At 70.1% G+C, this 23,320-nt stretch carries 1 protein-coding gene (cut by a window edge); it reads right to left on the bottom strand.

Going from position 1 to position 23,320, the window contains the following annotated elements:
• On the bottom strand, positions 1 to 23,320 hold the 3' portion of the coding sequence (locus OG709_RS23360; RefSeq protein ID WP_329167643.1) for an EndoU domain-containing protein. Its footprint extends 8,144 nt past the window's final position; only the last 23,320 of its 31,464 coding nucleotides appear in the window; the start codon falls outside the window, past its right edge; it ends in the stop codon at positions 1 to 3.

The raw sequence follows: 23,320 nt of genomic DNA on the forward strand, positions 1-23,320 counted from the left end.
TCAGTCGTTGCCGGACAGTGCGGCGAAGATCTCCGTGGACAGTGTCACGGGTGGGCCGTCCTCCTGGGACACGCCCCCCTCGTAATCGTCGTCCAGTATCTCCAGTTGGCTCTTGATGTGCTTCTCGCGTCTGGTCAGTTCCTCCGCCAGCCTCGGGGGCAGCGGCCCCGACATCCTGGCGAGTTCCACCGCGAGGAGTAGATCGGCATGTCCCACTCCGTCCGCGCGCAGATTGAAGCCCGCAGGCACCTGATCGGTGCCGCCGTTCGTCTTCCTGTGCCAGTGCCCCACCAACTCTCGCAGGCGCTGATCCGTGAAGATGTCCAGGGGCAGGTGCGACACACCGGACCAATTCATGAAGGAGTGGAACCTCTTCTCCGCGAGGGTGGGTTCGTTACCCAGCAGTTCGTCGGCGAGGGCGTTGAACCGATCCTGCTCGCGGGCGAGGCGGACATCCTCCCGCCTCTCGCGCTCGCTGACCAGGTAGTCGTGCCCCATGGCCTCAGGCGAAAGGGGCCGCTGCCAGAAGGACTTGTCCCTGCCCAGGTTGGCAACGTCTTCCGGGCGCACATGGAGGGCGTCCGCCACCCGTGTCAGATAGCGCGGGTGCACGCCCAGCGCGTTGGCCTGGACTTCCGTACTGGGCTGAATGTACGGCAGCGGCTGGGTGCGCGAGTCGCTGTACAGCCTCTTGGCCTCGGCCAGATTCATGCCGACCACGTGGGACATGGTGAGCTGCCTGGTGCGCAGATGCGATGAGAAGTGCCACCAGTCGAAGAGCGGCGCATCGAGTTCCGTCATCCGGCGGACGAACGCGTTTGTGGGTCCGGCCTCCAGCCGGGCGGCCAGCTGATGGAGTGCGTCGAGGGCTGGGCGGAGAGGGGCGTGGCCCTGCAGGGCGACCTCGATGCTGCCGAGGGCGGTGGGGTGCAACCCGAGGGCCTTGGCTGCCGCGGCTGCGCGCTCGGTGCCGATGCCGATGCCGGTGCCGATGCCGGTGCCCGCGTTCTCGTTCCCGCCTGTATGCGTGTTCGTGTTCGTGTTCGTGAGCGGGACGGGCGGCTGCTGGCTTCTGTGCTGGGCCAGCAATCCCTTTACGCCCGGCTCTTCGAGCACCCCGGCCAGGGTGTTGCGGTGGAGTGAGGTCGTTACGTCCGACTGCCAGACCGGGTGCTGCTCGTGGTGCGGCTGTCCTTGCGGGGTCTGCCACCCGGCCAGTGTCTGCGGTACCGGCGGCAGCCGGTCGGCGAGGTAGAGCAGGACGTTGCTCAGACCCGACGGTCGGGTGGTGTCGACCGCCAGCAGATCCAACAGGGTGCTCATGTCCGATTCGCCCCTCATGATGGAGTACACCTCGGAGTGGGGCGGGAGCCCCGTCTCCGGGCCCGTCGGAGAGAGTTCTACGTCGAAGCTGACCCAGCTCAGTTCGCGGCGCCGGTACGGGTCGGGCTGGCTGAGTGAGGCGGCCAGTTGCTCACGCACTACCGGCAGCTGCTGGTGGACCAGCCGGCTGTGTTCCTCCGGGCTCAGCTGTGGGTGCCTCAGGAGCCGGGTGATACGCGTCCCCAGGGTGCCGTCCCCGTGGATCACCCGCTGGATATTGAAATTCGCCCAGGTGAGATCTGGTTTGTGCACGGAGGCAGATACGGGGGCGGTGACCGCGAGCACTTCGGAGAGGCGCGGCCAGAGCGGGGGTTGGTCCGCCGAGGGCCGGATCCACAGGTGCTCGCCGTCGCGGACGTGTCCGTGCATGCGTACGTCGTTGTACACACCCTCCCAGAGGTAGCCGCCCTCCGGGACCTCCACCCACGAACCGTTGGCGAACGCGTTGCGGTGGGCCACGACGATCGCCTCCCAGAGCTGGTGCGTCGACCAGTGGGAGGGGAAGAGCAGTTGGCCGACGGCTGCCATCCCGTCGGAGCCGAGCACGGTCCCGTTCTCACGGTCGCCGGGCTGCCATGCGAAGGGCGGTGGGGCGTTGTTGGCGGCGGCCTGTGCCGTGTGACCCTGCAGGTTCGGGTCCTTGAACCAGATGGTGGCCCACTGGGTGCCGTTCGGGTGGGCGGTCCACAGCTGCTGGATGTTGACGCCCTGGTCCAACTGCGCTGCGGTCCCGCCCGTCCCGGGCAGTGCGTAGTGGACGCCGGTCCTGTGGTGGGTGGAGCCGTACGTCACGAAATGCAGCGCGCCCTCCCCGAGCGCCGGTTCGGCGGGGGACCCGGGCATGGGGGCGAGATATTGCCAATGGTCAGGCATTTCTGGACGCGCCGGAATTTCGAGGTGGCGGGGTGCGTCGAGGCCGGCCTGGTCGGGGTGGGGAGCGAAGTCGGTGACGGTGCCCGTGCCGTCGACGGTGCCCTTGATCCGTACGCCCTGGTACTCGCCGGTGAAGTGGTAGTTCCCCGGCTCGATGCCGGGGGTGTGCTTGGTGGGTACGAGACCGCCGGTGGCCTGTTCGTGCAGATACACCTGGCGTACGGCGTACAGCGTCTCTTCGAGGGTCCAGTGGTCCGGGAAGACGGTTCGCACGCTGCCGTCGGGGTGGGTGCCCGCCTGGTAGGTGCCGTTCGGGTTGCGCTCGCCGGTGGCTACCGGGCGGGGCCGGTCGGCGGCGCCGTGCGGGGCGAGCAGGCCGACGGTTCCGGTGCGGGGGTAGCCGCGCAGGACCCGTTCCCGCACGTCGAGCGGGATGCGGACGGTGGGCTGCGGGGTGTCCCGCAGCGCCGCTCCGATCGCGGTGCCCAGCACCAGGAGGTCGCGGGGCATGATCCGCAGATACGGCGACGACGTCACCGGGATCGGGAAGTTCTGGTCGACCACGGACCGGCCGAAGAGCGGGTCGGTGTAGGCGGCGCCCATCAGCGCGTGCTCGTCGTAGACCGGCCAGTGTGCTCGTCCCTGCATGGGATCCCGGTAGTAGTCCTGCAGGCCCAGGAGGTGGCCGATCTCGTGGGGCGGCATGACCGGGTCGGATGTGAGCTTCTCCACGGAGAGGTACCAGTTCGCGTCGTTGCTCCGGCCCATGCCATCGGGGTCGGGGTGCAGCGCGATGGTGTGGTGCGCCAGCTCGGGGGTGTCGACGAACTCGGCCGCCACCCGCAGCAGATCGCCGTTCGGCAGTCGGTGGTCCGGGTCGTTGTAGTACTTCTGGAGGCCGCTGTTCGCCGAGGCCTTGGTGGCCTGGAGGAGTTCGGGGGTGACACCGTCCTTGACGTCCAGGTGGATGCGTACGGTGATCTTCGTCTCGGCGACACCGCCCTGCACCTCGGTGCGCTCGGCGCTGAACCGGCGACGCCTGATGGGTCCCGTGTAGCCCGCGCTGTTCAGGAACTCCGGGGAGGGTCGGCGGATCTCGGCTCGGTGGGTGACGGGGGCATGCAGGGGGGCAAGGGGCGGCGGTGGTGCGGAGGCCGACCGGCCCCGGGTGACGGGGGGCTGCGGGGTGTCGGGGGCATGTGGGACGGCGGAGGCAGGCAGGGGGGCAAGGAGCGGCGGTGGTGCGGAGGCCGACCGGCCCCGGGTGACGGGGGGCTGCGGGGTGTCGGGGGCATGCGGGACAGCGGGTGCATGCACGGGGGCAGGGAGCGGCGGCGGTGCGGAGGCCGACCGGCCCCGGGTGGTGGGTCGCTGCGGGGTGACGGGGGTCTGCGGGGGGTTTACCGGGCTCTGCGAGAGGACGGTGGGCGGGGACTGATGAGGCCGGTGCGGGGCGGCGGACTGCTGGGCCGGGTGCGGGGCCGTGGGCGGCGTCACGGGCAGGCCGGCGTTCTGGGACAGGCCTCCCACGTACTGCGCATCCAGCTGCGTCCGCCGGTCCCGGACGCGCTGCTCGTAGGTGTCCAGGGCCTCCTCCCGGGCCGGGTCCAGCACCGGCGCCGACTTGTCGGCCAGGTGCATCAGATCGGCATACTGCTCCCGCTCCGCGCGCGGGTCGTAATCGTCGGGCACCTGGTTGGTCCCGTCGTTCGTTTCCACCCGCCAGTGCTCCACCAGCTCTTGCAGGCGCTGGTCGGTGAAGATGTGCAGACCCTCGCTCGCGACGTCGGACCAGTGCATGAAGGAGCGGAACCTGGCGTCCGCGAGGGCGGGGTTGCTGCCCAGCAGTTTGTCGGCGACCGCGTTGAGCCGTGTGTAGCTACGGGCGAAGCGGGCATCCTCCAGCGTCTGGTGGTTGTCGAGCCCGTAGTTCCGCGCCAGGGCCTCAGGGGTGTGGGGCTGCTGCCGGAAGGTCTCGTACTCGCCCAGATCGAGGACATCTGACGGGTGCAGGTGGAGGGCGTCGGCCAGCCGTTCCAGATAATTCGGGTGCATGTCCAGGGTGTAGGCGAAGAACCGCATGTCGTCCGAAACCCGCGGCATCGGTTGGGCGCGCGAGTCTGCGTACAGCTTCTTGGCCCTGGCCGGATCCATGGAGGCCACCTTGGACAGCGTGTGCCCCTTGGTGTGCAGATACGACGAGAAGTGCGACCACTCGGAGAGCGGCACACCCACTTCCGTCATCTGTTTCACGAGCTGGCGCGTGGACTTCCCGACGCCCAGTCGGGCGGCCAGCTGGTTGAGTGAGTTGATGGCCGTGTGGAGGGGGGTGGACCCCTGCAGGGCGGCCGTGATGCTGGTGAGGTCGGAGGGCCGCAGTTTGAGGAACCCGGCCGCCGCCGCCAGGCGATGGGGGCTTACGACCGTGTCCGTGTCGGTGTGCGTGAGCGGGCTGGAGGGTTCCTGGCCTCGGTGCTGCGCCAACAGCGCCCGTACGCCGGGCTCGTCGAGCAGCCCGGCCGGGGTGTTGCGGTGCACGGAAGTCGTCACGTCCGACTCCCAGACCGATTTCAGGACCGGGCTCTGCTCGTGCTGCGGCTGCCCCTGCGGGCCCTGCCAGTCGGCCGGCCGCTCCGACAGCGGCGGCAGCATGCCTCGCACGCTTTGCAGGAGGGCGTCCATGCCCGCTTCGTCGATGGAGTCGACCGGCATCAGGTCCGACAGGAGGGAGCTCAGGTCCCCGTTGTTCTGCGCGATCTTGACCAGCTCGGAGTCGTCCCCGAGTTCCATCGCCGGATCTTCGGTCGGTGACAGTTCTATGTCGAAGGTGACCAGGTTCAGCTCGCGGTGTCTGTACGGGGAGAGCCGATTGAAGTCGTCGGCCAGCTGCTCACGCAGGTCCGGCAGCATCTCGTCGCGCAGGTATTCGTGGAACTCGTCTGCCAGCGGGGGATGTTCCAGGACCCGGGTGATGCGGAGCCCCAGGGTGCCGTCCTCGTGGATCACCCGCTGGACGTGGAACGGCAGCGACCCGCCACCCGGTTTGGGCAGCTGAACAGGTACGGGATCGGTGACCGCGAGCACCTTGGCAGACACGGCCGAGATCAGCGGTTGGTCCGTCGAGGGCCGGGCCCACAGGTGTTCGCCGTCGCGGACGTGGCCGTGCATGCGTACGCCGTCGTGCACGCCCTCCCAGAGGTAGCCGCCCTCCGGGACCTCCACCCACGAACCGGCGTTGCGCGCGGTGCGGTGGGCTCCGGCTATCGCGTCCCGGAGAGTGGGCAGCGACCAGTGGTGGGGGAAGAGAAGCTGACCGGCGGCGGTCATGCCGTCGGGGTTGAACACGGTCCCGTTCTCCCGGTCGCCCTGATGCCATTCGAGAGGCGGTAGGGCATTGTTGGCGGCAGCCTTTGCCGTCAGCCCCCGCAGGTTCGGGTCCTTGAACAGGACCGTGGCCCACTGGGTGCCGTTCGGGTGCGCGGGCCACAGCGATTCGATGTGGACGCCGTGCTTGCGCTGCGCGAAGGTCCCGGTCTTGTCCGGCAGCGCGAAGTGGACGCCGGTCCTGTTGGCGGTGGAGCCGTAGGTCAGGTAGCGCAGTACGACGTCCCCGAAGGCGGGATCGGCGTCGGGGCGGCGGGGCGACGGCGGTTCGAGGTGGGTGGGGGGCAGCAGCCCGCTCTGGTCGGGGTGGGGGGCGAAGTCGAGGATGGTGCCGGTGGTGTCGGCGGTGCCCTTGATGCGGACGCCCTGGTAGACGCCGTCGAAGGTCTGGCGTGTGGAGCGGTCGGGGACGGTGGTCAGGCTGTTGGTCCTGACGTGGTCGAGGTAGACCTGGCGGGTCGCGTGCAGGACCTCTTCGAGGCTCCAGTGGTCGGGGAACATGGTCCGGTCGCTGCCGTCGGGCAGTTTGCCCGCCTGGTAGGTGCCGTTGGGGTTGCGCGGTCCGGTGGGTTCGGGGCGGAACCTCCCGGCCGGGCCGCGCGGGGCGAGCAGGCCGTGGGTGCCGGTGGTGGCGCTGCCGCGCAGGACGCGGTCCCGTACGTCGAGTGGGATGTGTGCTCTGGCACCGTCGTGCGGGCCCGCGCCCACGCCGTCGGCGTGCGACCAGGCGGTGTCGACGGCCGTGGACAGGAGCAGCAGGTCCCGCGGCACGATCCGCAGCGTCGGTGAGAGCTCCCCCTCGGTGGCCAGATGGTCCATGCTGAACTGCAGGAGCCCGGACTCGTCGATGTAGTTTCCGGACATCAGCGAGTGGTCGTCGTGCACCGGCCGGAGCGGTTCGCCCTCCGTGGCCTCGCGGTACTGGTCCTGGAAGCCGAGGAGGTGGCCGGTCTCGTGCGCGATGACGTGTGACTTGTCCTTCCCGCCCGCCCCGCTCTCCGAGACGTACCAGGCGCCGCTGTCGTCGCGGCCCGTGCCGTCCGGGTCCGGGTGCAGCTTCACCGTGCGGTGTGCCTGTGCGGAATCGTTGACGAACTCCAGCTTCACGTGCAGGAGATCACCGTTGGAGAGACGGTGCTTCGGGACGTTGAAGTACGTGTCGATGCCGAGCGTCGCCATCGCCTTGGCGTTCGCGACGTGGTTCTCGGTGGCACCGGGCTGGAGGTCCAGGTGGATGCGGACGGTGATACCGGAGCGCACACTGCCGTCGCTGAGTTCGGTGCGTTCGACGGCGAACGCGCGCTCCCAGACGGATGCGGCGGCACCGCCCTTCGTCCTGGTCAGGTCACTGGGCGGGAGAACCTCGGCCGTGCCCAGCGAACGCACGTCGGTGACCGGTGCGGGGTGGGGGACCGGGGCGGAGGGGTGCGGGGGAATCTCGACGACGGAGTAATGGGCGGTGGGGGTCGGGGCGATGGGGGCCGTGGGGACATCGGTGACGGGGTGATCGGCGGTGGGCGTGGGCGTGAGCGCGGGCGTGGGCGTGGATGCCGGGGCCTTGTGCGGGCTGGCGTGCGGCGTGTGGAGAGGGAGGTTCGGCGAGTTGTGCGGCTGGTTCGAGGTCGACTGAGTGGAGGCCGACTGAGTGGAAGCTGACTGAGTGGAAGCTGACTGAGTGGTGGTCGATTGGGTGGAAGCCGACTGAGTGGTGGTCGATTGGGTGGAGTGCGGGTCCGTGGCGGGTGTCACGGACGGGGTGGCGTTCTGGGTCACGCCTCCGCTGTACCGCGCGTCCAGATTCGTCAGCTGGAACTGGATGAACCACTCGAAGTCGGCCAGGTCCTTCACCAGTTTCGGGGGCAGCGGTTCCCCTGACCGCTTGGCGAGTTCTTCCGTAAGGAGCAGATCGGCCCGGACCTTGCCGTCCTTGCGCGGGTCGAAGTTCGCGGGCACCGGGTTGGTGCCGCTGTTCGTTTCCACCTGCCAGTGCTCGGCCAGTTCCCGCAGGCGCTGGTCGGTGAAGACGTTCAGGCCCAGGTGTCGCGCCGCCTCGGACCAGTGGGTGAAGGAGCGGAACCGCTCCTCCGCGCGGGTCGGGTCGGCGCCCAGCAGCTGGTCGGCGACGGTGTTGAACCGGGTGCGGTCGCGGGCGGTGCGGATGTCCTCCTGCTTTTCGCGCTCGCGGTCCCGGTAGTTCTGCCCCAGGGTCTCGGGCGAAAGGGGCTGCTGCCAGTAGGACTTGTCCTCGCCCAGCTTGGCGACGTCCTCCGGGCGCACCTTGACGGCGTCGGCCAGCCGCGTCAGATAATTCGGGTGCAGGCCCAGCGCGTAGGCCTGGATGTCCGTCTCGTACGACGTGGGCGCCGGCGGGTGGTTGCGCGAGTCGTTCAGCATCTTCCGGGCCCCGGTCAGGTCCATGCTGACCACGTCGGACAGCAGGCCCTTCTTGGTGTGCAGATACGACGAGAAGGACCACCACTCGGAGAGCGGCGAACCGATTTCCGTCATCCGCCGGACGAAGGGGCCCGTGGGCCCGGCCTCCAGGCGGGCAGCCAACTGGTCGAGCGCGTCGAGGGCCGGGCGCAGGGGACCGGAGCCCTTCAGGGCCATCTCGATGCTGGTGAGATCGGAAGGCGCCAGTCCGAGGCTCTCGGCTGCCGCGTTCCTGCGGTCGGTGGCGGTGGCGGTGCCTGCGGCTGTGTTCTCGGCCCCGCCCGTATGTGTGCTCGTGCTCGTGTTCGTGAGCGGGCCGGGTGCCGACTCCTGGCTCCGGTGTTGCTCCAACAGCCCCTTCACGCCCGGCTCGTCGAGGAGCCGGGCCCGGGTGCGGCGGACCGAAGTCGCCACGTCCGACGTCCAGACCCGGTCCTGCTCGTGGTGCGGTTGCCCCTGCGGGCCCTGCCAGTCGGTCGGCAGCTCCGATACCGGCGGCAGGTGGTCGGCCATGTCGCGCAGGAGGTCTGCCAGGCGCACAGGGTCGGTGGCGTCGACCGTCATCAGGTCCGTCAGGGTGTCCGTGTCCGCGTTGTCCATCATGATCTGGAACAGCTCGGACCGGCGCGGGATTTTTATCTTCGGGTCGTCCGTCGGCGACAGCTTCACATCGAAGGTGATCAGGCCCAGCTCGCGGCGTCCATTCGGGTCGGGCCGGTTGAATTCGGCGGCCAGCTGCTTACTGACCTTCGGCAGCTGCTCGTCGACGAGGCGGCTGTGCACACCCGGGTCCAGCGACGGATGCGGCAGGATCCGGGTGACGTGCATCCCGAGGGTGCCGTCCTGGTGGATCACCCGCCGGATGCTGAACAGCGCCGTCGTGCCGTCCGGTTTGGGCGCACTGAATTCCAGGGGGGCGGTGCTCGCCAGTATCTCGGGCGAGCTGTGCGGGAGCGGAGGCTGGTCCGACGAGGGCCGGACCCACAGGTGCTCGCCGTCGCGGACGTGTCCGTGCATCCGTACGCCGTCGTGCATGCCCTCCCAGAGGTACCCGCCCTCCGGGACCTCCTCCCACGCACCGGAGCTGCGCGCGCCGCGGTGAGCCTCGACGATCGCGTTCCGGAGATCGGACACCGACCAGCGGTCCGGGAAGAGCAGCTGGCCGCTGTTCGCCGTGCCGTCGGCGCCGAGCACGTGCCGGCTCTCCTGGTCGCCGAACCGCCATTCCGAAGGTGCCGGGGCGCCGGTGGTGACAGCCTGCGCCGTCCGCCCCCGCAGGTTGGGGTCCTTGAACCAGACCTGGGCCCACTGGGTGCCGTTCGGGTGCGCGGTCCACAACTCGCTGATCAGGATGGACTGGCTCTCCCGCGCACGCGTTCCGACCTTGCCGGGCAGCATGTAGTGCACGCCGGTCCGGCTGTGGGCGGAGCCGTACGCCACGAAGCGCAGTGCGACGTCCCCGAACGCGGGATCGTCGGTGGGCTTGCGGAGCGGGGGCGGTTCGAGGTGGGTGGGCGGCAGCAGACCGTTCTGGTCGGGGTGGGGCGCGAAGTCGATGATGGTGCCGGTGGTGTCGGCGGTGCCCTTGATGCGTACGCCCTGGTAGACACCGTCGAAGGTCTGGCGGCCCGAGAGTTTTCTGTCCGCAGTCAGACTGCCGGTCCTGACGTGGTCGAGGTAGACCTGGCGGGTGGCGTGCAGGACTTCTTCCGGGCTCCAGTGGTCCGGGAACATCGTCTGGTCGGTGCCGTCGGGGCGTTTGCCCGCCTGGTACGTGCCGTTGGGGTTGCGCGGTCCGGTGGGTTCGGGGCGGAAGCGTCCGGAGGGGCCGCGCGGGGCGAGGAGGCCGGTGGCTCCGGTGCTGACGTTGCCGCGCAGCACCTGTTCCCGTACGTCGAGCGGGATGTGCGCCCTGGCCTTGTCGTGCGGGCCCGCGCCCACGCCGGGGGCGTGCGACCAGGCGGTGTCGACCGCCGTGGAGAGCAGCAGCAGATCCCGCGGCACGATCCGCAGCGTCGGCGAGAGCTGACCGGAGGAGGCCAGGTGGTCCATGTCGAACTGGATGAGTCCCGATGCGTCGATGCCGTATCCGGACATCAGCGAGTGGTCGTCGTGCACCGGCCGGGGCGGACGGCCCTCCTTGGCCTCGCGGTACTGGTCCTGGAAGCCGAGGAGGTGGCCGGTCTCGTGCGCGATGACGTACGACTTGTCCTTCGCGTTCTTTCCGCCCTCCGAGACGTACCAGGTGCCGCTGTTGTCGCGGCCCTTGCCGTCCAGGTCCGGGTGCAGCCGCACCTTGCGGTGCGCCTGTGCGGGATCGTCGACGAACTCCATCTTCACCCGCAGCAGATCACCGTTCGACAGCCGGTGGTTCGGGGCGTTGTAGTACGTGTCGATGCCGCGCTCCGCCATCTCCTTGGCGTTCGCGACGTGGTTCGGGGTGGCGCCCGGCTGCACGTCCAGATAGACGCGGACCGTGATGTCGGAGCGCACACTGCCGTCGCTGAGCTCGGTGCGCTCGACGGCGAAGGCGCGCTCCCAGACGGACGCGGCGGCCCCGCCCCTTGCCCTGCTCCGGGCACTGGGCGGGAGAATCTCGGCCTTGCCCAGCGACTTGACGTCGATGACCGGCTTGGGAAGGGGAGCCGGGGGAAGTTCGACGACGGCGTACTTGGCGGCGGGCGTGAGCGTGGGCGTGAGGGTGGGAACCGGGGGCTCCTGCGGGCCGGTCTGCTGCGTGTGGAACGGGGTGCTCGGCGAGGAGTTCGGCTCGATGAGGGGCGGCTCCGTCGTCCCGTCGACGTGCGAGTTGCTCTGCGGGGGGACGTTGGGCGGGGACTGGTGGAGCAGACGCGGGCTCGGGGTCATCACGATGTCCCCGTCCGGGTCCACCGGGGCGTCCTCGCCCATCACGATGTCCTCGTCGGCGACCGGGTGCGTCGGTGCGGCCGGTTGCGCGGGAGGCGTCGGTGCGCCCGGAGTGGCGGGAGGCGTCTGTGCGCCCGGAGTGGCCGGGGTCATGGGGTTCTGCGACCACAGCTGGGCGAGCCGCAGCCGCAGGTCGGCGCGGTGCCTCGTGACGTAGGGGCGCAGCTGGTTCAGGGTGGCGCGCGCCCTGTCGAGCGCCGTCCGGTCTCTGGCCCGGCCCGCTTCGACGGCCGCGAACTTGGCCAGGTTCCGCCGGTGCTCCAGCTCGTCCAGATGCCTCCGGTAGAGGGCGGGGTCGAAGCCGGGCGGCGGCTGCGGCCCGGTGTCCCGGTACGGCGCCCAGTTGCCGACCAGGAAGTCCAACTCGATTGCGCTGAAGGGCCGCAGACCCTCGTGGGCCACCCCGGTCCAGTACAGGAAGCGGTGGTAGTCGAGATCGCTCTCGCCCATGTCGTGGCGTTCCGGGCCGAGGACGTCGTCGGCGACCTCGTCGAACCGGTCCCGGTCGATCACGGCGCGGAGGTTCTCGATCTCCGTGCGGTGCCCGACCAGATACTCCAGCGCCAGCTCCTCGGGGGGAACGGGGCGCTGCCAGAAGTCGGCGTCCACAGTGAGCCGGGTGACGTCCGAAGGGCTGGGCAGCCGGACGGCCCTGGCGATCCGGGTGAGGGCGAGCGGATGCACGCCCAGCTCGTGTGCGGTGGTTCTGGTGGCCTCGTCGGTGTGGGTCACATCGCTGAGCCGCCACTCGTCGATCCGCCGCTGGACCTCCGGGGTGTACGGGCCGAGCACGTGCAGCATGCTCTCGCCCCGGCCGGTCAGGTAGCTCGACAGATCCCACCAGTCGGCTGCGGGAACCTGGAGTTCCGACATCCGCCGGACGAACCTGCCCACCTGCGGTCCCGAGCCGACCCGCTTCGCCAGCGTCTCCAGGGCGTGCAGTGCTTCGCTCGGAGTGGCGGCATGGTGCAGTACGGGCAGGGCGGTGTGCAGTTGCGCGGGGGTCAGGCCCAAGGCCCGTGAAACAGCGTCCAGATGGACCGGATTGACGTGGGTGACCGAGCCGATCGGACTGACGGGTGTGACGGGCGGGACGGGTGTGACCGGATCGTTCGGGTGCGTGCCCGGGGCCTGGGTGTGTCCGGCCGGGGCTGTCGGCTGCGGCAGCCTGACGATCTCGGCGCCGAGGACGAGCAGCGAGGTGCTGTCGATGCGGGTGGTGAGCTGCATGCCCGGTTCGGGCGTGGTGACGACGGTGAGGGTGCCCGGCTGGTGGAGGTCGGGGGTACGCGGTGCGCTGCTGCGGGCGGCCCGCAGTGCGGCGAGTCGCAGCCGGTCCGGGGTCCAGCCGTCCGGGAGCTGGTCGTCCGGCGTGCGGGTGTAGTCGGGCGCGAAATCGTCCTCGGTGAGGGCCGCCAGTGCCGCTTCGGTCGATTCCCTGGTGACGTGCGGGGCGTGGTCCTGGGACCGGCGGGCGGCCAGCAGTTCCAGTACACCGGGTTCGTCGAAGAGCCCGGCGTGCGTGTTGCGGCGCAGCGCGGCCTCGACGTCCGACGTGAGCAGCGGGTTCGGTGTCCCGCCCTGCTCGTGCGGGGCGTCCCAGGAGTCGGTGGACTGCGGTACCGGGCGCCGGTGTTCGAGCACCTGGCGTACGAGATCCTGGCGGCCCGCGTCCGGATCCACGTCGAGGCCCAGCAGCTGGGCCGCCGCGTCCTCGGTGCTCTGCGTGGACAGTGCTCCGATGTCCGCGCCGTCCTCCCGCTGGCCGGGCCGCTTCGTCGGGCGCAGCTCCACGGTGAACCGGGTCTTGGGCAGCCGGCCGTTCTCGTTGGCCTCTTCCGGGGAGTTGTAGGTGTCGTCGATGTGGTCCTGTACGTCGGACAGCTTCTCGCGCAGTTCGGCGAGGGCCAGCGGGTCCATGCCCCTCGGGTAATGGACGATCCGGGTGAGGTTCAGCCCGCGGTCGCCGTTGGCGAACACCACGTGCGAAACCCGGAAGTCGGCGAGCCCGCCGGACGCCCTGGCGTAGGTCATCGGGGTCTCGGAGGTGGTCGCCGCGATGTCGTGCGCGTCCCACTCCGGGTGCGGCTGGAAGCGCGTCGGACGGAACCAGCGGTGCTCGCCGTCCTTCACGACGCCCTGCATCCGGACACCGCCCGCCGAGCCCTCCCACAGGTAGCCGCCGTCCGGCAGCACCTCGAAGAGGCCGTTGGCCAGGGCGTTGTCGTGTGCGTCCCGTACGGCCTCGCGCAGGTCACCGGGGGTCCACACCTCCGGGAACAGCGTCCGCGGATGGCTGCCGAGACCGTCATGAGTGATCACCTCGGGCGAGTCGCCCTGGCCGATCTTGAGGATCGCCCTTCCCGGTCCCGTCGGCGGGTTCCGGAACCACACTTCGGCCCGGCGCACGCCGTTGAAGTCGGGGTCCGACAGCTTGTCGAAGCGGATTCCGCGGTCCGTCTGGGCCAGCTCGCGCCGGTCCTCGCTGTGCGCGTACTGCACCCCGGTCAGCGTCGAGGGGTCACCGCGCAGCACGAACCGCATCGACGTCTCGCTGAACGCGGGTTCGTCGGACAGCTCGCGGGGCGGCGGCGGTTCGAGGTGGGTGGGCGGCTGCAGGCCTCTCTGGTCGGGGTGGGGGGCGAAGTCGATGATGGTGCCGGTGGCGCCGGCGGTGCCCTTGATGCGGACGCCTTGGTAGACGCCGTCGAAGGTCAGGCGGTTCGGGCGTATGCGGTCGGGGGTCAGGCTGTTGGTCCTGACGTGGTCGAGGTAGACCTGGCGGGTGGCGTGCAGGACTTCTTCGGGGCTCCAGTGGTCGGGGAACATCGTCTGGTCGCTGCCGTCGGGGCGCTTGCCCGCCCGGTAGGTGCCGTTGGGGTTGCGTGGTGTGGTGGGCTCAGGGCGTACGCGTCCCGAGGGACCGCGTGGGGCGAGCAGGCCGGTGGCGCCGGTGGTGGCGTTACCGCGCAGGACTCGGTCCCGTACTTCGAGCGGGATGTGCGCCCTGGCCTTGTCGTGCGGGCCTGCGCCCACGCCCGGAGTGTGCGACCAGGCGGCGTCGACGGCCGTGGAGAGCAGCAGGAGATCCCGCGGCGCGACGCGCAGCGTCGGCGAGATCTGCTGGGAGGGGCCCATGTAGTCCATGTCGAACTGCACGCGTCCCGCGTCGTCGATGCCGTATCCGGACATCAGCGAGTGGTCGTCGTACACCGGCCGGAACGGCTCACCCGGCTCGGCCTCGCGGTAGTGGTCCTGGAAGCCGAGGAGGTGGCCGGTCTCGTGCGCGATGACGTGCGACTTGTCCGCACCGTCCTCGCCGTCGTCCGAGACGTACCAGGTGGCGCTGTCGTCGCGGCCCGTGCCGTCCGGGTCCGGGTGCAACCGCACCCGTCGGTGCGCCTGTGCGGGATTGTCGACGAACTCCAGCCTGACCCGCAGCAGATCACCGTTCGGGAGACGGTGGTTCGGGACGTTGAAGTACGTGTCGACGCCGCGCTGCGCCATCTCCCTGGCGTTCGCGACGTGGTTCTCGTTGGCGCCGGGCTGGGGGTTCAGATGGATGCGGACCGTGATGTCGGAGCGCACACTGCCGTCGCTGAGTTCGGTGCGTTCGACGGCGAACCCGCGCTCCCAGACGGACGCGGCGGCCCCGCCCAGCCTCTGCGTCAGGCGGCTGGGCCGCCGGATCTCGGCCGTGCCCAGCGAACGGACGTCGGTGACCGGCCTGGGGCGCGGGGCCGGGGGGAGCGGGGCGACGGAGTAGTCGACGGCGGGGGTGAGCGTGGGCGTGGGCGTGGGTGCCGGGGCCCTGTGCGGGCTGGCGTGCGGCGTGTGGAGCGGGACGTTCGGCGAGGCGTGCTGCTGAGTGGAGGACGACTGGGCGGGGTTCGGAGCCGTGGGCAGTGTCACGGGCGGGCCGTCGTCCTGATGCACGTCCCCCTCGTGCCACAAGTCCAGCAGCGTCAACTGGGCCTTGATGTCCGCGTCGCGCCTGGCCAGGGCCTTCTCCAGTTTTTGGGGCAGCGGTCCCGACCGATGGGCGAGTGCCACCATATGGAGCAGTTCGGCCTGGGGCTTCCCCGCCTTGCGCGGGTCGAAGTCCGCGGGCACCGGGGCGGTGCCGTCATTCGTTTCCAGACGCCAGTGCCCCACCAACTCTCGCAGTCGCTGATCCGGGAGGACGTCCAGGCCCAGGTGCGCGACCGTGGACCAGTGCATGAAGGAGCGGAACTCCTCCTCGGTGCGGGTGGATCGGCTGCCCAGCAGCTCGTCGGCGGCGTCGTCGAAGCGTCTGTGGTCACGGGCGAGGCGGGCGTCTTCCCGCTTTTCGCGCTCGCTGTCGAGTTCGGCTCGGACCTTCTGTCCCAGGGCCTCGGGTGACAGGGGTTGCTGCCAGAAAGGCTTGCGCTTGCCCAGGAGGGCGACGTCTTCCGGGCCTACTTTGAGGGCGTCGGCCAACCGCGTGAGATAGCGCGGATGCACGCCCAGCGCGTGCGCCTGGGCCGACGTCTCGGCCGAGACGTTCGGCACTGGATGAGCGCGTGAGTCGTCGAGCACCGGCTGGACCCATGTCTGGTCCAGGGCGACCATGTCGGACATCGAGGCCCTCTTGGTGTGCAGATACGAGGAGAAGTCCCACCACTCGGAGAGCGGCACATCGAGTTCTGTCATCCGCTTCACGAAGGGGCCTGCGGGCCCGGCATCCAGTCGGGCCGCCAACTGGTCGAGTGCGTCGAGGGCCGGGCGGATGAGGGCGGAGCCCTTCAGGGCGCTCTCGATGCTGGTGAGGTCGGAGGGCTGCAGTCCGAGGGCGTCGGCCACCGCGGCCATGCGGTCGGTGTGTGTGCCTGCACCCGAGCCCGCGCCGACGGTGTGTGTGCCTGCGCTCGTGTCGGTGGTGTTGGTGTGTGTGTCTGCGCTCGTGTCGGTGGTGTGGGTGTCTGTGTTCGTGAGCGGGCCGGGCGGTTCCTGGCCTCGGTGCTGCGCCAACAACGCCTTGACTCCGGGCTCGTCGAGCAGTCCGGCCAGGGTGTTGCGGCGGACCGAAGTCGTCACGTCCGACTTCCATGCCGGGGCCTGCTCGTGGTGCGGCTGCCCCTGCGGGCCCTGCCAGCCGGCCGGTAGCTCCGACACCGGCGGCAGCCGGTCGGCGGCAGTGCGCAGGAAGGTGTTCACGGCCTCCTGGTCGTTGAGGTCGAGCACCATCAGGTCCTGCACGATGTTCGGATTGAAGAAGTCCGTCGCGATGTTCGACAGCTCCGGGCTGTACTCGGTCATCGCCGGGTCGTCCGTCGGCGCAAGCTCCACGTCAAAGGTGATAAGGCTCAGTTCGCGGTGTGCGCGTGGGTCGGGCCGGTTGAGTTCGGCGCCCACTTGCAGCTGTACCTCGCGCAGCGGCCCGGCCAGTTCGTTGCTCTGCTCCGGGGACAACGCCGGATGCGACAGCACCCGGGTGATGCGCATCCCCAAGGAGCCGTCCAGGTGGATTACGCGCTGGACACGGAACGGTGCCGGTGTGGTGCCCGGTCTGGGCATCTCGAAATCTACCGGGGCGGTGACCGCGAACACCTTGGACGAGTGGTCCGGGGACGGCGGTTGGTCCGTCGAGGGCCGGGCCCACAGGTGTTCACCGTCGCGGACGTGGCCGTGCATCCTTACGCCGTCGTGCACGCCCTCCCAGAGGTAGCCGCCCTCCGGGACCTCCACCCATGAGCCGTTGCCGCGCGCGTTGCGGTGGGCCTCGACGATCGAGTCCAGGAGCCGGTGCGTCGACCAGTCGGAGGGGAAGAGCAGATGGGGGGTGGCCACCTCGCCGTCGAGGCCGACCATGGCGTCGTTCTCCCGGTCACCGCGATGCAATGCGGGCGGCGGCGGGGCGCCGTTGGCGAGGGCCCGTACCGTCTGCTCCCGCAGGTTCGGGTCCTTGAACCAGACGGTGGCCCACTGGGTGCCGTTCGGGTGCGCGGGCCACAGCGGTTCGATGAAGACGCCGTGCTGGTTCTGCGCGAGGGCCCCGTTCGGGCCGGGCAGCGTGTAGTGGACGCCGGTTCTGTCGGCGGTGGAGCCGTAGGTCAGGAAGCGCGTGGCGACGTCCCCGAACGCGGGTTCGTCGGACAGCTTGCGGGGTGCCGGCGGTTCGAGGTGGGTGGGGGGCAGCAGCCCGCTCTGGTCGGGGTGGGGGGCGAAGTCGATGATGGTGCCGGTGGTGCCGGCGGTGCCCTTGATCCGGACGCCTTGGTAGACGCCGTCGAAGGTCAGGCGGTTCGGGCGTATGCGGTCGGGGGTCAGGCTGTTGGTCCTGACGTGTTCGAGGTAGACCTGGCGGGTGGCGTGCAGGACTTCTTCGGGGCTCCAGTGGTCGGGGAACATCGTCTGGTCGCTGCCGTCGGGGCGTTTGCCCGCCTGGTAGGTGCCGTTGGGGTTGCGTGGTGTGGTGGGCTCGGGGCGTACGCGTCCCGAGGGGCCGCGCGGGGCGAGGAGGCCGGTGGCGCCGGTGGTGGCGTTACCGCGCAGGACTCGGTCCCGTACTTCGAGCGGGATGTGTGCCCTGGCCTTGTCGAGCGGTCCCGCGCCCACGCCGTCGGCGTGCGACCAGGCGGTGTCGACCGCGGTGGAGAGCAGCAGCAGGTCCCGCGGCACGATCCGCAGCGTCGGCGAGAGGGCGTGGGCGGTGTAGATCCCGTGGTCCATGCTGAACTGGATGAGTCCCGCGTCGTCGGTGCCGTATCCGGACATCAGCGAGTGGTCGTCGTGCACCGGCCGGAGCGGACGGCCTGTCCTGGCCTCGCGGTACTGGTCCTGGAAGCCGAGGAGATGGCCGGTCTCGTGCGCGATGACGTGTGACTTGTCGGCCGAGCCTGCCCCGCCCTCCGAGACGTACCAGGTGGCGCTGTCGTCGCGCCCCGTGCCGTCCGGGTCCGGATGCAGTGCCACCTTGCGGTGTGCCTGCGCGGCGTTGCCGACGAACTCCAGCTCCACGTGCAGGAGATCACCGTTGGGGAGACGGTGCTTCGGGTCGTTGTAGTACTTGTCGATGCCGCGCTTCGCCATGGCCTTGGCGTTCGCGACGTGCTTCTCGTTGGCACCGGGCTGGAGGTCCAGGTGGATACGGACCGTGATGTCGGAGCGCACACTGCCGTCGCTGAGTTCGGTGCGTTCGACGGCGAACCCGCGCTCCCAGACGGACGAGGCGGCCCCGCCCTTCACCACGGTCCGCATACTGGGCCGCTCGATCTCGGCCGTGCCCAGCGACTTTTCTTCGGGGCGGGGGACCGAGGCGGAGCGGTGCGGGGGGATCTCGACGACGGAGTAGTCGACGCCGGGTGTCGGGGCGTGGACGGGTGCAGTGGTCCCGTGCGGGGTGGGGAGATGCGGGGACGAGTGGGGCCGGTGCGGGCTCGGGGTCATCACGATGTCCCCGTCCGGGTCCACCGGGGCGTCCTCGCCCATCACGATGTCCTCGTCGAAGACCGTGTGCGTCGGCGTGGCCGGGTGGGAGAGAGGGGTCTGCGCCCCCGGAGTGGCGGGGGTCATGGGGTTCTCGGACCACAGCTGGGCGAGCCGCTGCTGCATTGCGGCGCGGTGGTCCGTGACGTAGGGGTCCAGCTGGGCCAGGCGTTCCTGCGCGCTGTTGAGCGCCACCGGGTCCTGGGCCCGGTTCGCCCTGACGACCGCGAACTCGGCCAGGTTGCGCAGGTGTTCCACCTCGTACAGCTCGCTCCGGTGGTCAGCGAGATCGAAGTTGGGCGGTGGCGGCACGATGTCCCTGACCGCCGACCAGTTGCCGATCAGGAAGTCCAGCTCGGCTGCGGTGAAGTGCCGCAGACCTTCGAGGGACATCCTGCTCCAGTGCAGGAAGCCGTGGTAGTCGAGATCGGCCTCGTCCCGGTTCTCGCCGAGGAGGTCGTCGGCGATCTCGTCGAACCGCTCCCGGTCGATCTCGGCGCGGAGCTCCTCGATCTCCGTGCGGTGCCCGGCCAGGTACTCCAGCGCCAGTTCCTCGGGGGTGGCGGGACGCTGCCAGAAGTCGGCGTCCATGTTCAGCCGGGTGATGTCCGAAGGGGAGTACAGCCGAAGGGCGTCGGCGATCCGGGTGAGGGCGAGCGGATGCACGCCCAGCTCGTGTGCGGTGGCGTCGGTGACTGCGTCGGTGTCCACCACCTCGGTGCGCTGCCACTCGTCGATGCGCTGCCGGCTCTGCTGCAGGTCCGGGCCCAGCAGGCTGCGCATGCTGTCGCCCTGGCTGTGCTGGAAGGTCGACAGGTCCCACCAGTCGTCGGCGGAGACCCCGAGTTCCGACATCCGCCGGACGAACTCGCCCAGCTGCGGTCCCGCGTCGAGCCGCGTCGCCAGCGTCTGCAGGGTGTGCAGAGCCTCGCTCGGCGTGGCGGACTGGTGGAGTACGGGCAGGACGCTGCGCAGATATGTGGGGTGCAGGCCCAACGCCCCTGATATGGCGGCCAGATGGACCGGGTTGACCGGGGTGACGTTGCTGTTCAGGTCGACCGGGGCGTGGTTGCCCGGCTGGGGGGCCGGGGTTTGGGTGTGTCCGGCCGGGGCTGTCGGCTGCGGCAGCCTGACGATCTCGGCGCCGAGGACGAGCAGCGAGGTGCTGTCGATGCGGGTCGTGAGCTGCATGCCCGGTTCGGGCGTGGTGACGAGGGTGAGGGTGCCCGGCTGGTGGAGGTCGGGGGTGCGTGGTGCGCTGCTGCGGGCGGCCCGCAGTGCGGCGAGTCGCAGCCGGTCCGGGGTCCAGCCGTCCGGGAGCTGGTCGTCCGGGGTCCGGGTGTAGTCGGGCGCGAATTCGTCCTCGGTGAGGGCGGCGAGCGCTGCTTCGGTCGATTCCTTGGTGACGTGCGGGGCGTGGTCCTGGGAGCGGCGGGCGGCCAGGAGTTCCAGTACACCGGGTTCGTCGAAGAGCCCGGCGTGCGTGTTGCGGCGCAGCGCGGCTTCGACGTCCGACGTGAGCAGCGGGTTCGGTGTCCCGCCCTGCTGCTGGTTCGGGGGATTCCAGGCGTGGGTGGACTGGGGCGTCGGTCGGCGGTGTTCGAGGACCTGGCGTACGAGGTCCTGGCGGCCCGCGTCCGGATCCACGTCGAAGCCCAGCAACCGGGCCGCGGCGTCTTCGGAGCTGTGCAGGGACAGCGTTCCGATGTCGGCGCCGTCCTCCGACGGGTTGTTCCTGCTCGTCGGCCGGAGCTCCACGGTGAACCGGGTCTTGGGGAGCCGGCCGTTCTCCTTGCTCTCTTCCCCGGTGTTGTAGGTGTCGTCGATGTGGTCCTGTACGTCGGACAGCTTCTCGCGCAGCTCGGCGAGGGCTCCCGGGTCCATTTCCCTCGAATACCGGACGACCCGGGTGAGGTTCAGCCCGCGGTCGCCGTTGGTGAACACGACGTGCGAGGAACGGAATTCGGCGAGTCCGCCGGAGGCCCTGGTGTAGGTCATCGGGGTCTCGGAGGTGGTCGCCGCGATGTCGTGCGCGTCCCACTCCGGGTGCGGCTGGAAGCGGGTCGGACGGAACCAGCGGTGAGTGCCTTCCTTCACGACGCCCTGCATCCGGACGCCGCCCGCCGAGCCCTCCCACAGGTAGCCGCCGTCGGGCAGCACCTCGAAGAGGCCGTTGGCCAGGGCGTTGTTGTGTGCGTCCCGTACGGCCTCGCGCAGATCACCGGGGGCCCACTCCTCGGGGAACAGCATCCGCGGATTGGTGCCCCAGCCGTCCTGGCCGACCCCGTCGGGCGAGTCGCCGTCGCCGACCTTCAGAGTCTTCGGCCCGGGTCCCGTCGGCGGGTTCCGGAACCACACCTCGGCCCGGCGCACGCCGTTGAAATCGGGGTCCGTCAGCTTCTCGAAGATGATGCCGCGGTCCGTCTGGGCCAGCTCGCGCCGGTCCTCGCTTTGCGCGTACTGCACCCCGGTCAGCGTCGGGACGTCGCCGCGCAGCATGAAGCGCATGGAGGCGTCGCTGAACGCGGGTTCGTCGGTGAGCTCGCGGGGCGGTGGCGGTTCGAGGTGGGTGGGCGGCAGCAGACCGTTCTGGTCGGGGTGGGGGGCGAAGTCGATGATGGTGCCGGTGGTGTCGGCGGTGCCCTTGATGCGTACGCCCTGGTAGACACCGTCGAAGTTCTGGCGTCCGGAGCGTTCGCTGTCGGGGATCAGGGTGTTCTTGCGGACGTGGTCGAGGTAGACCTGGCGGGTGGCGTGGAGGACCTCGTCGGGGCTCCAGTGGTCCGGGAACATCGTCTGGTCCGTGCCGTCGGGGCGCTTGCCCGCCCGGTAGGTGCCGTTCGGGTTCAGCGGTCCGGTGGCTTCGGGGCGGAAGCGCCCGGAGGGGCCGCGCGGGGCGAGCAGACCGTCGGCGCCGGTGCTGACGTTGCCGCGCAGCACCCGTTCCCGTACGTCGAGCGGGATGTGCGCCCTGGCCTTGTCGTGCGGGCCCGCGCCCACGCCCGGAGTGTGCGACCAGGCGGCGTCGACGGCCGTGGAGAGCAGCAGCAGATCCCGCGGCATGATCCGCAGTGACGGCGAGAGGGTGTGGTCGGACGTCATGTGGTCCATGTCGAACTGCACGAGTCCCGCGTCGTCGATGCCGTATCCGGACATCAGCGAGTGGTCGTCGTACACCGGCCGGAACGGATTGTCCTGCTTGGCCTCGCGGTACTGGTCCTGGAAGCCGAGGAGGTGGCCGGTCTCGTGCGCGATGACGTACGACTTGTCGATCGAGCCCGCCCCGCCCTCCGAGACGTACCAGGTGGCGCTGTTGTCGCGGCCCGTGCCGTCCGGGTCCGGGTGCAGCTTCACCTTGCGGTGCGCGTCTGCGGGATCGAAGACGAACTCCAGCTTCACCTGGAGCAGATCACCGTTGGGGAGACGGTGCTTCGGGTCGTTGTAGTACTTGTCGATGCCGCGCTTCGCCATTGCTTTGGCGTTCGCTACGTGGTTCGCGTTGGCACCCGGCTGCACGTCCAGATGGATGCGCACCGTGACGTCGGAGCGCACACTGCCGTCGCTGAGCAGGGTGCGCTCCACGGCGAACCCGCGCTCCCAGACGGACGCGGCGGCCCCGCCCTCGTCCATGGTCCGGTCACTGGGCGACAGGATCTCGGCCGTGCCCAGCGAACTGACGTCGGCGACCGGTTGGGGGGCCGTGGCCGAGTGGTGCGGAGGGATTTCGACGACGGAGTAGTCGGTGGTGAGCGTGGGCGTGGCGGCAGGCTTGTGCACGGGAACGAGTGCCGGGGCCTCCAGCGGGCCGGTGTGCCGCCTGTGGAGCGGGGCGTTCGGCGAGGCGCTCGGGACACGGAACGATTCGGTCCGCGGTCGTGCGGTCGGCTCCGTCGTCCCGTCGAAGTGCGAGCCGTTCTGCTGAAGGTGTACGGAGAGCGGTGCACCACCCCCGGGCGGGGGCCGGAACCGGTCCGACCCGCCGGGGTTACCGCCGGACGGCGGGGTGTGCACGGTGAGGTCCACCCCGAAGGTATCGGCCAGCAGCGGCAGGAAGCTCTGGGACCAGGGGGAGTCCCCGCTGTGTTCCCACGCGGCGACGGCCGTCCTCACCTCCTTGAACATGAGGTTCACGGCCCGGTACATGGCGCGTCGGTTGCCCTGGGCGAACTGCGGGACGAGGTGGGGCATCCGCATGGCGAGCCCGCGGGCGCCCAGCTCCACCACATGGGCGTGCACGGCCTCCTTCATGCCGAGCACCAGCGTGTGCAGGTCCTGGTGGTGCTCGACGTCGGACGCGGCCGAGGCGATGACGCGCAGCTCGTCCGGGGAGTCGACCAGGGAACGCAGCCTCTGGCCGAGGTGGGGGAGCTTCGGCCCGACCGCCGAGGGGGCGCTGACCAGCAGCGAAGTGAGGTGTGAGTAGGCGTCGTCCGGCACCTTGAGTACCGGGCGGGGCGTGCCCGGCACGGGTTCGACGTCGGACCCGTCGTCCGAGAGCGAGTCGTGGTCGGACAGCGAGTCGTGGTCCGAGACCGAGTCGTGCTCGGATTCCTTGTCGGACGGCGTTTCCTGCGGAGGCTTCAGGTTCCCGGTCTGATCGACGTGCCGGTAGTGGCCGTCCTTCAGCAGCAGCTCGACGCCATCGGCACCCTCGTGGCCCGTCGCCTCGCTCCCGTCGGGCATGAACGTATGGCGCCTGCCGTCCACCAGCACCGTCACCGGCACCCCGAACAGCTGGGCGGCGAGCGGCGGGTACAGGTCACCTGCGCTGTCCTTGGCCGCGGACTTCTCGTTGGGCGGCCGTTGAGTCTGGGACGCGGCGAGCGCGGTCCGCTGCTCCGGGGTCAGTACCGCACGGTGGTTCACGGTG

The sequence above is a fragment of the Streptomyces sp. NBC_01267 genome (genome assembly GCF_036241575.1).
Classification (GTDB): Bacteria; Actinomycetota; Actinomycetes; order Streptomycetales; family Streptomycetaceae; genus Streptomyces.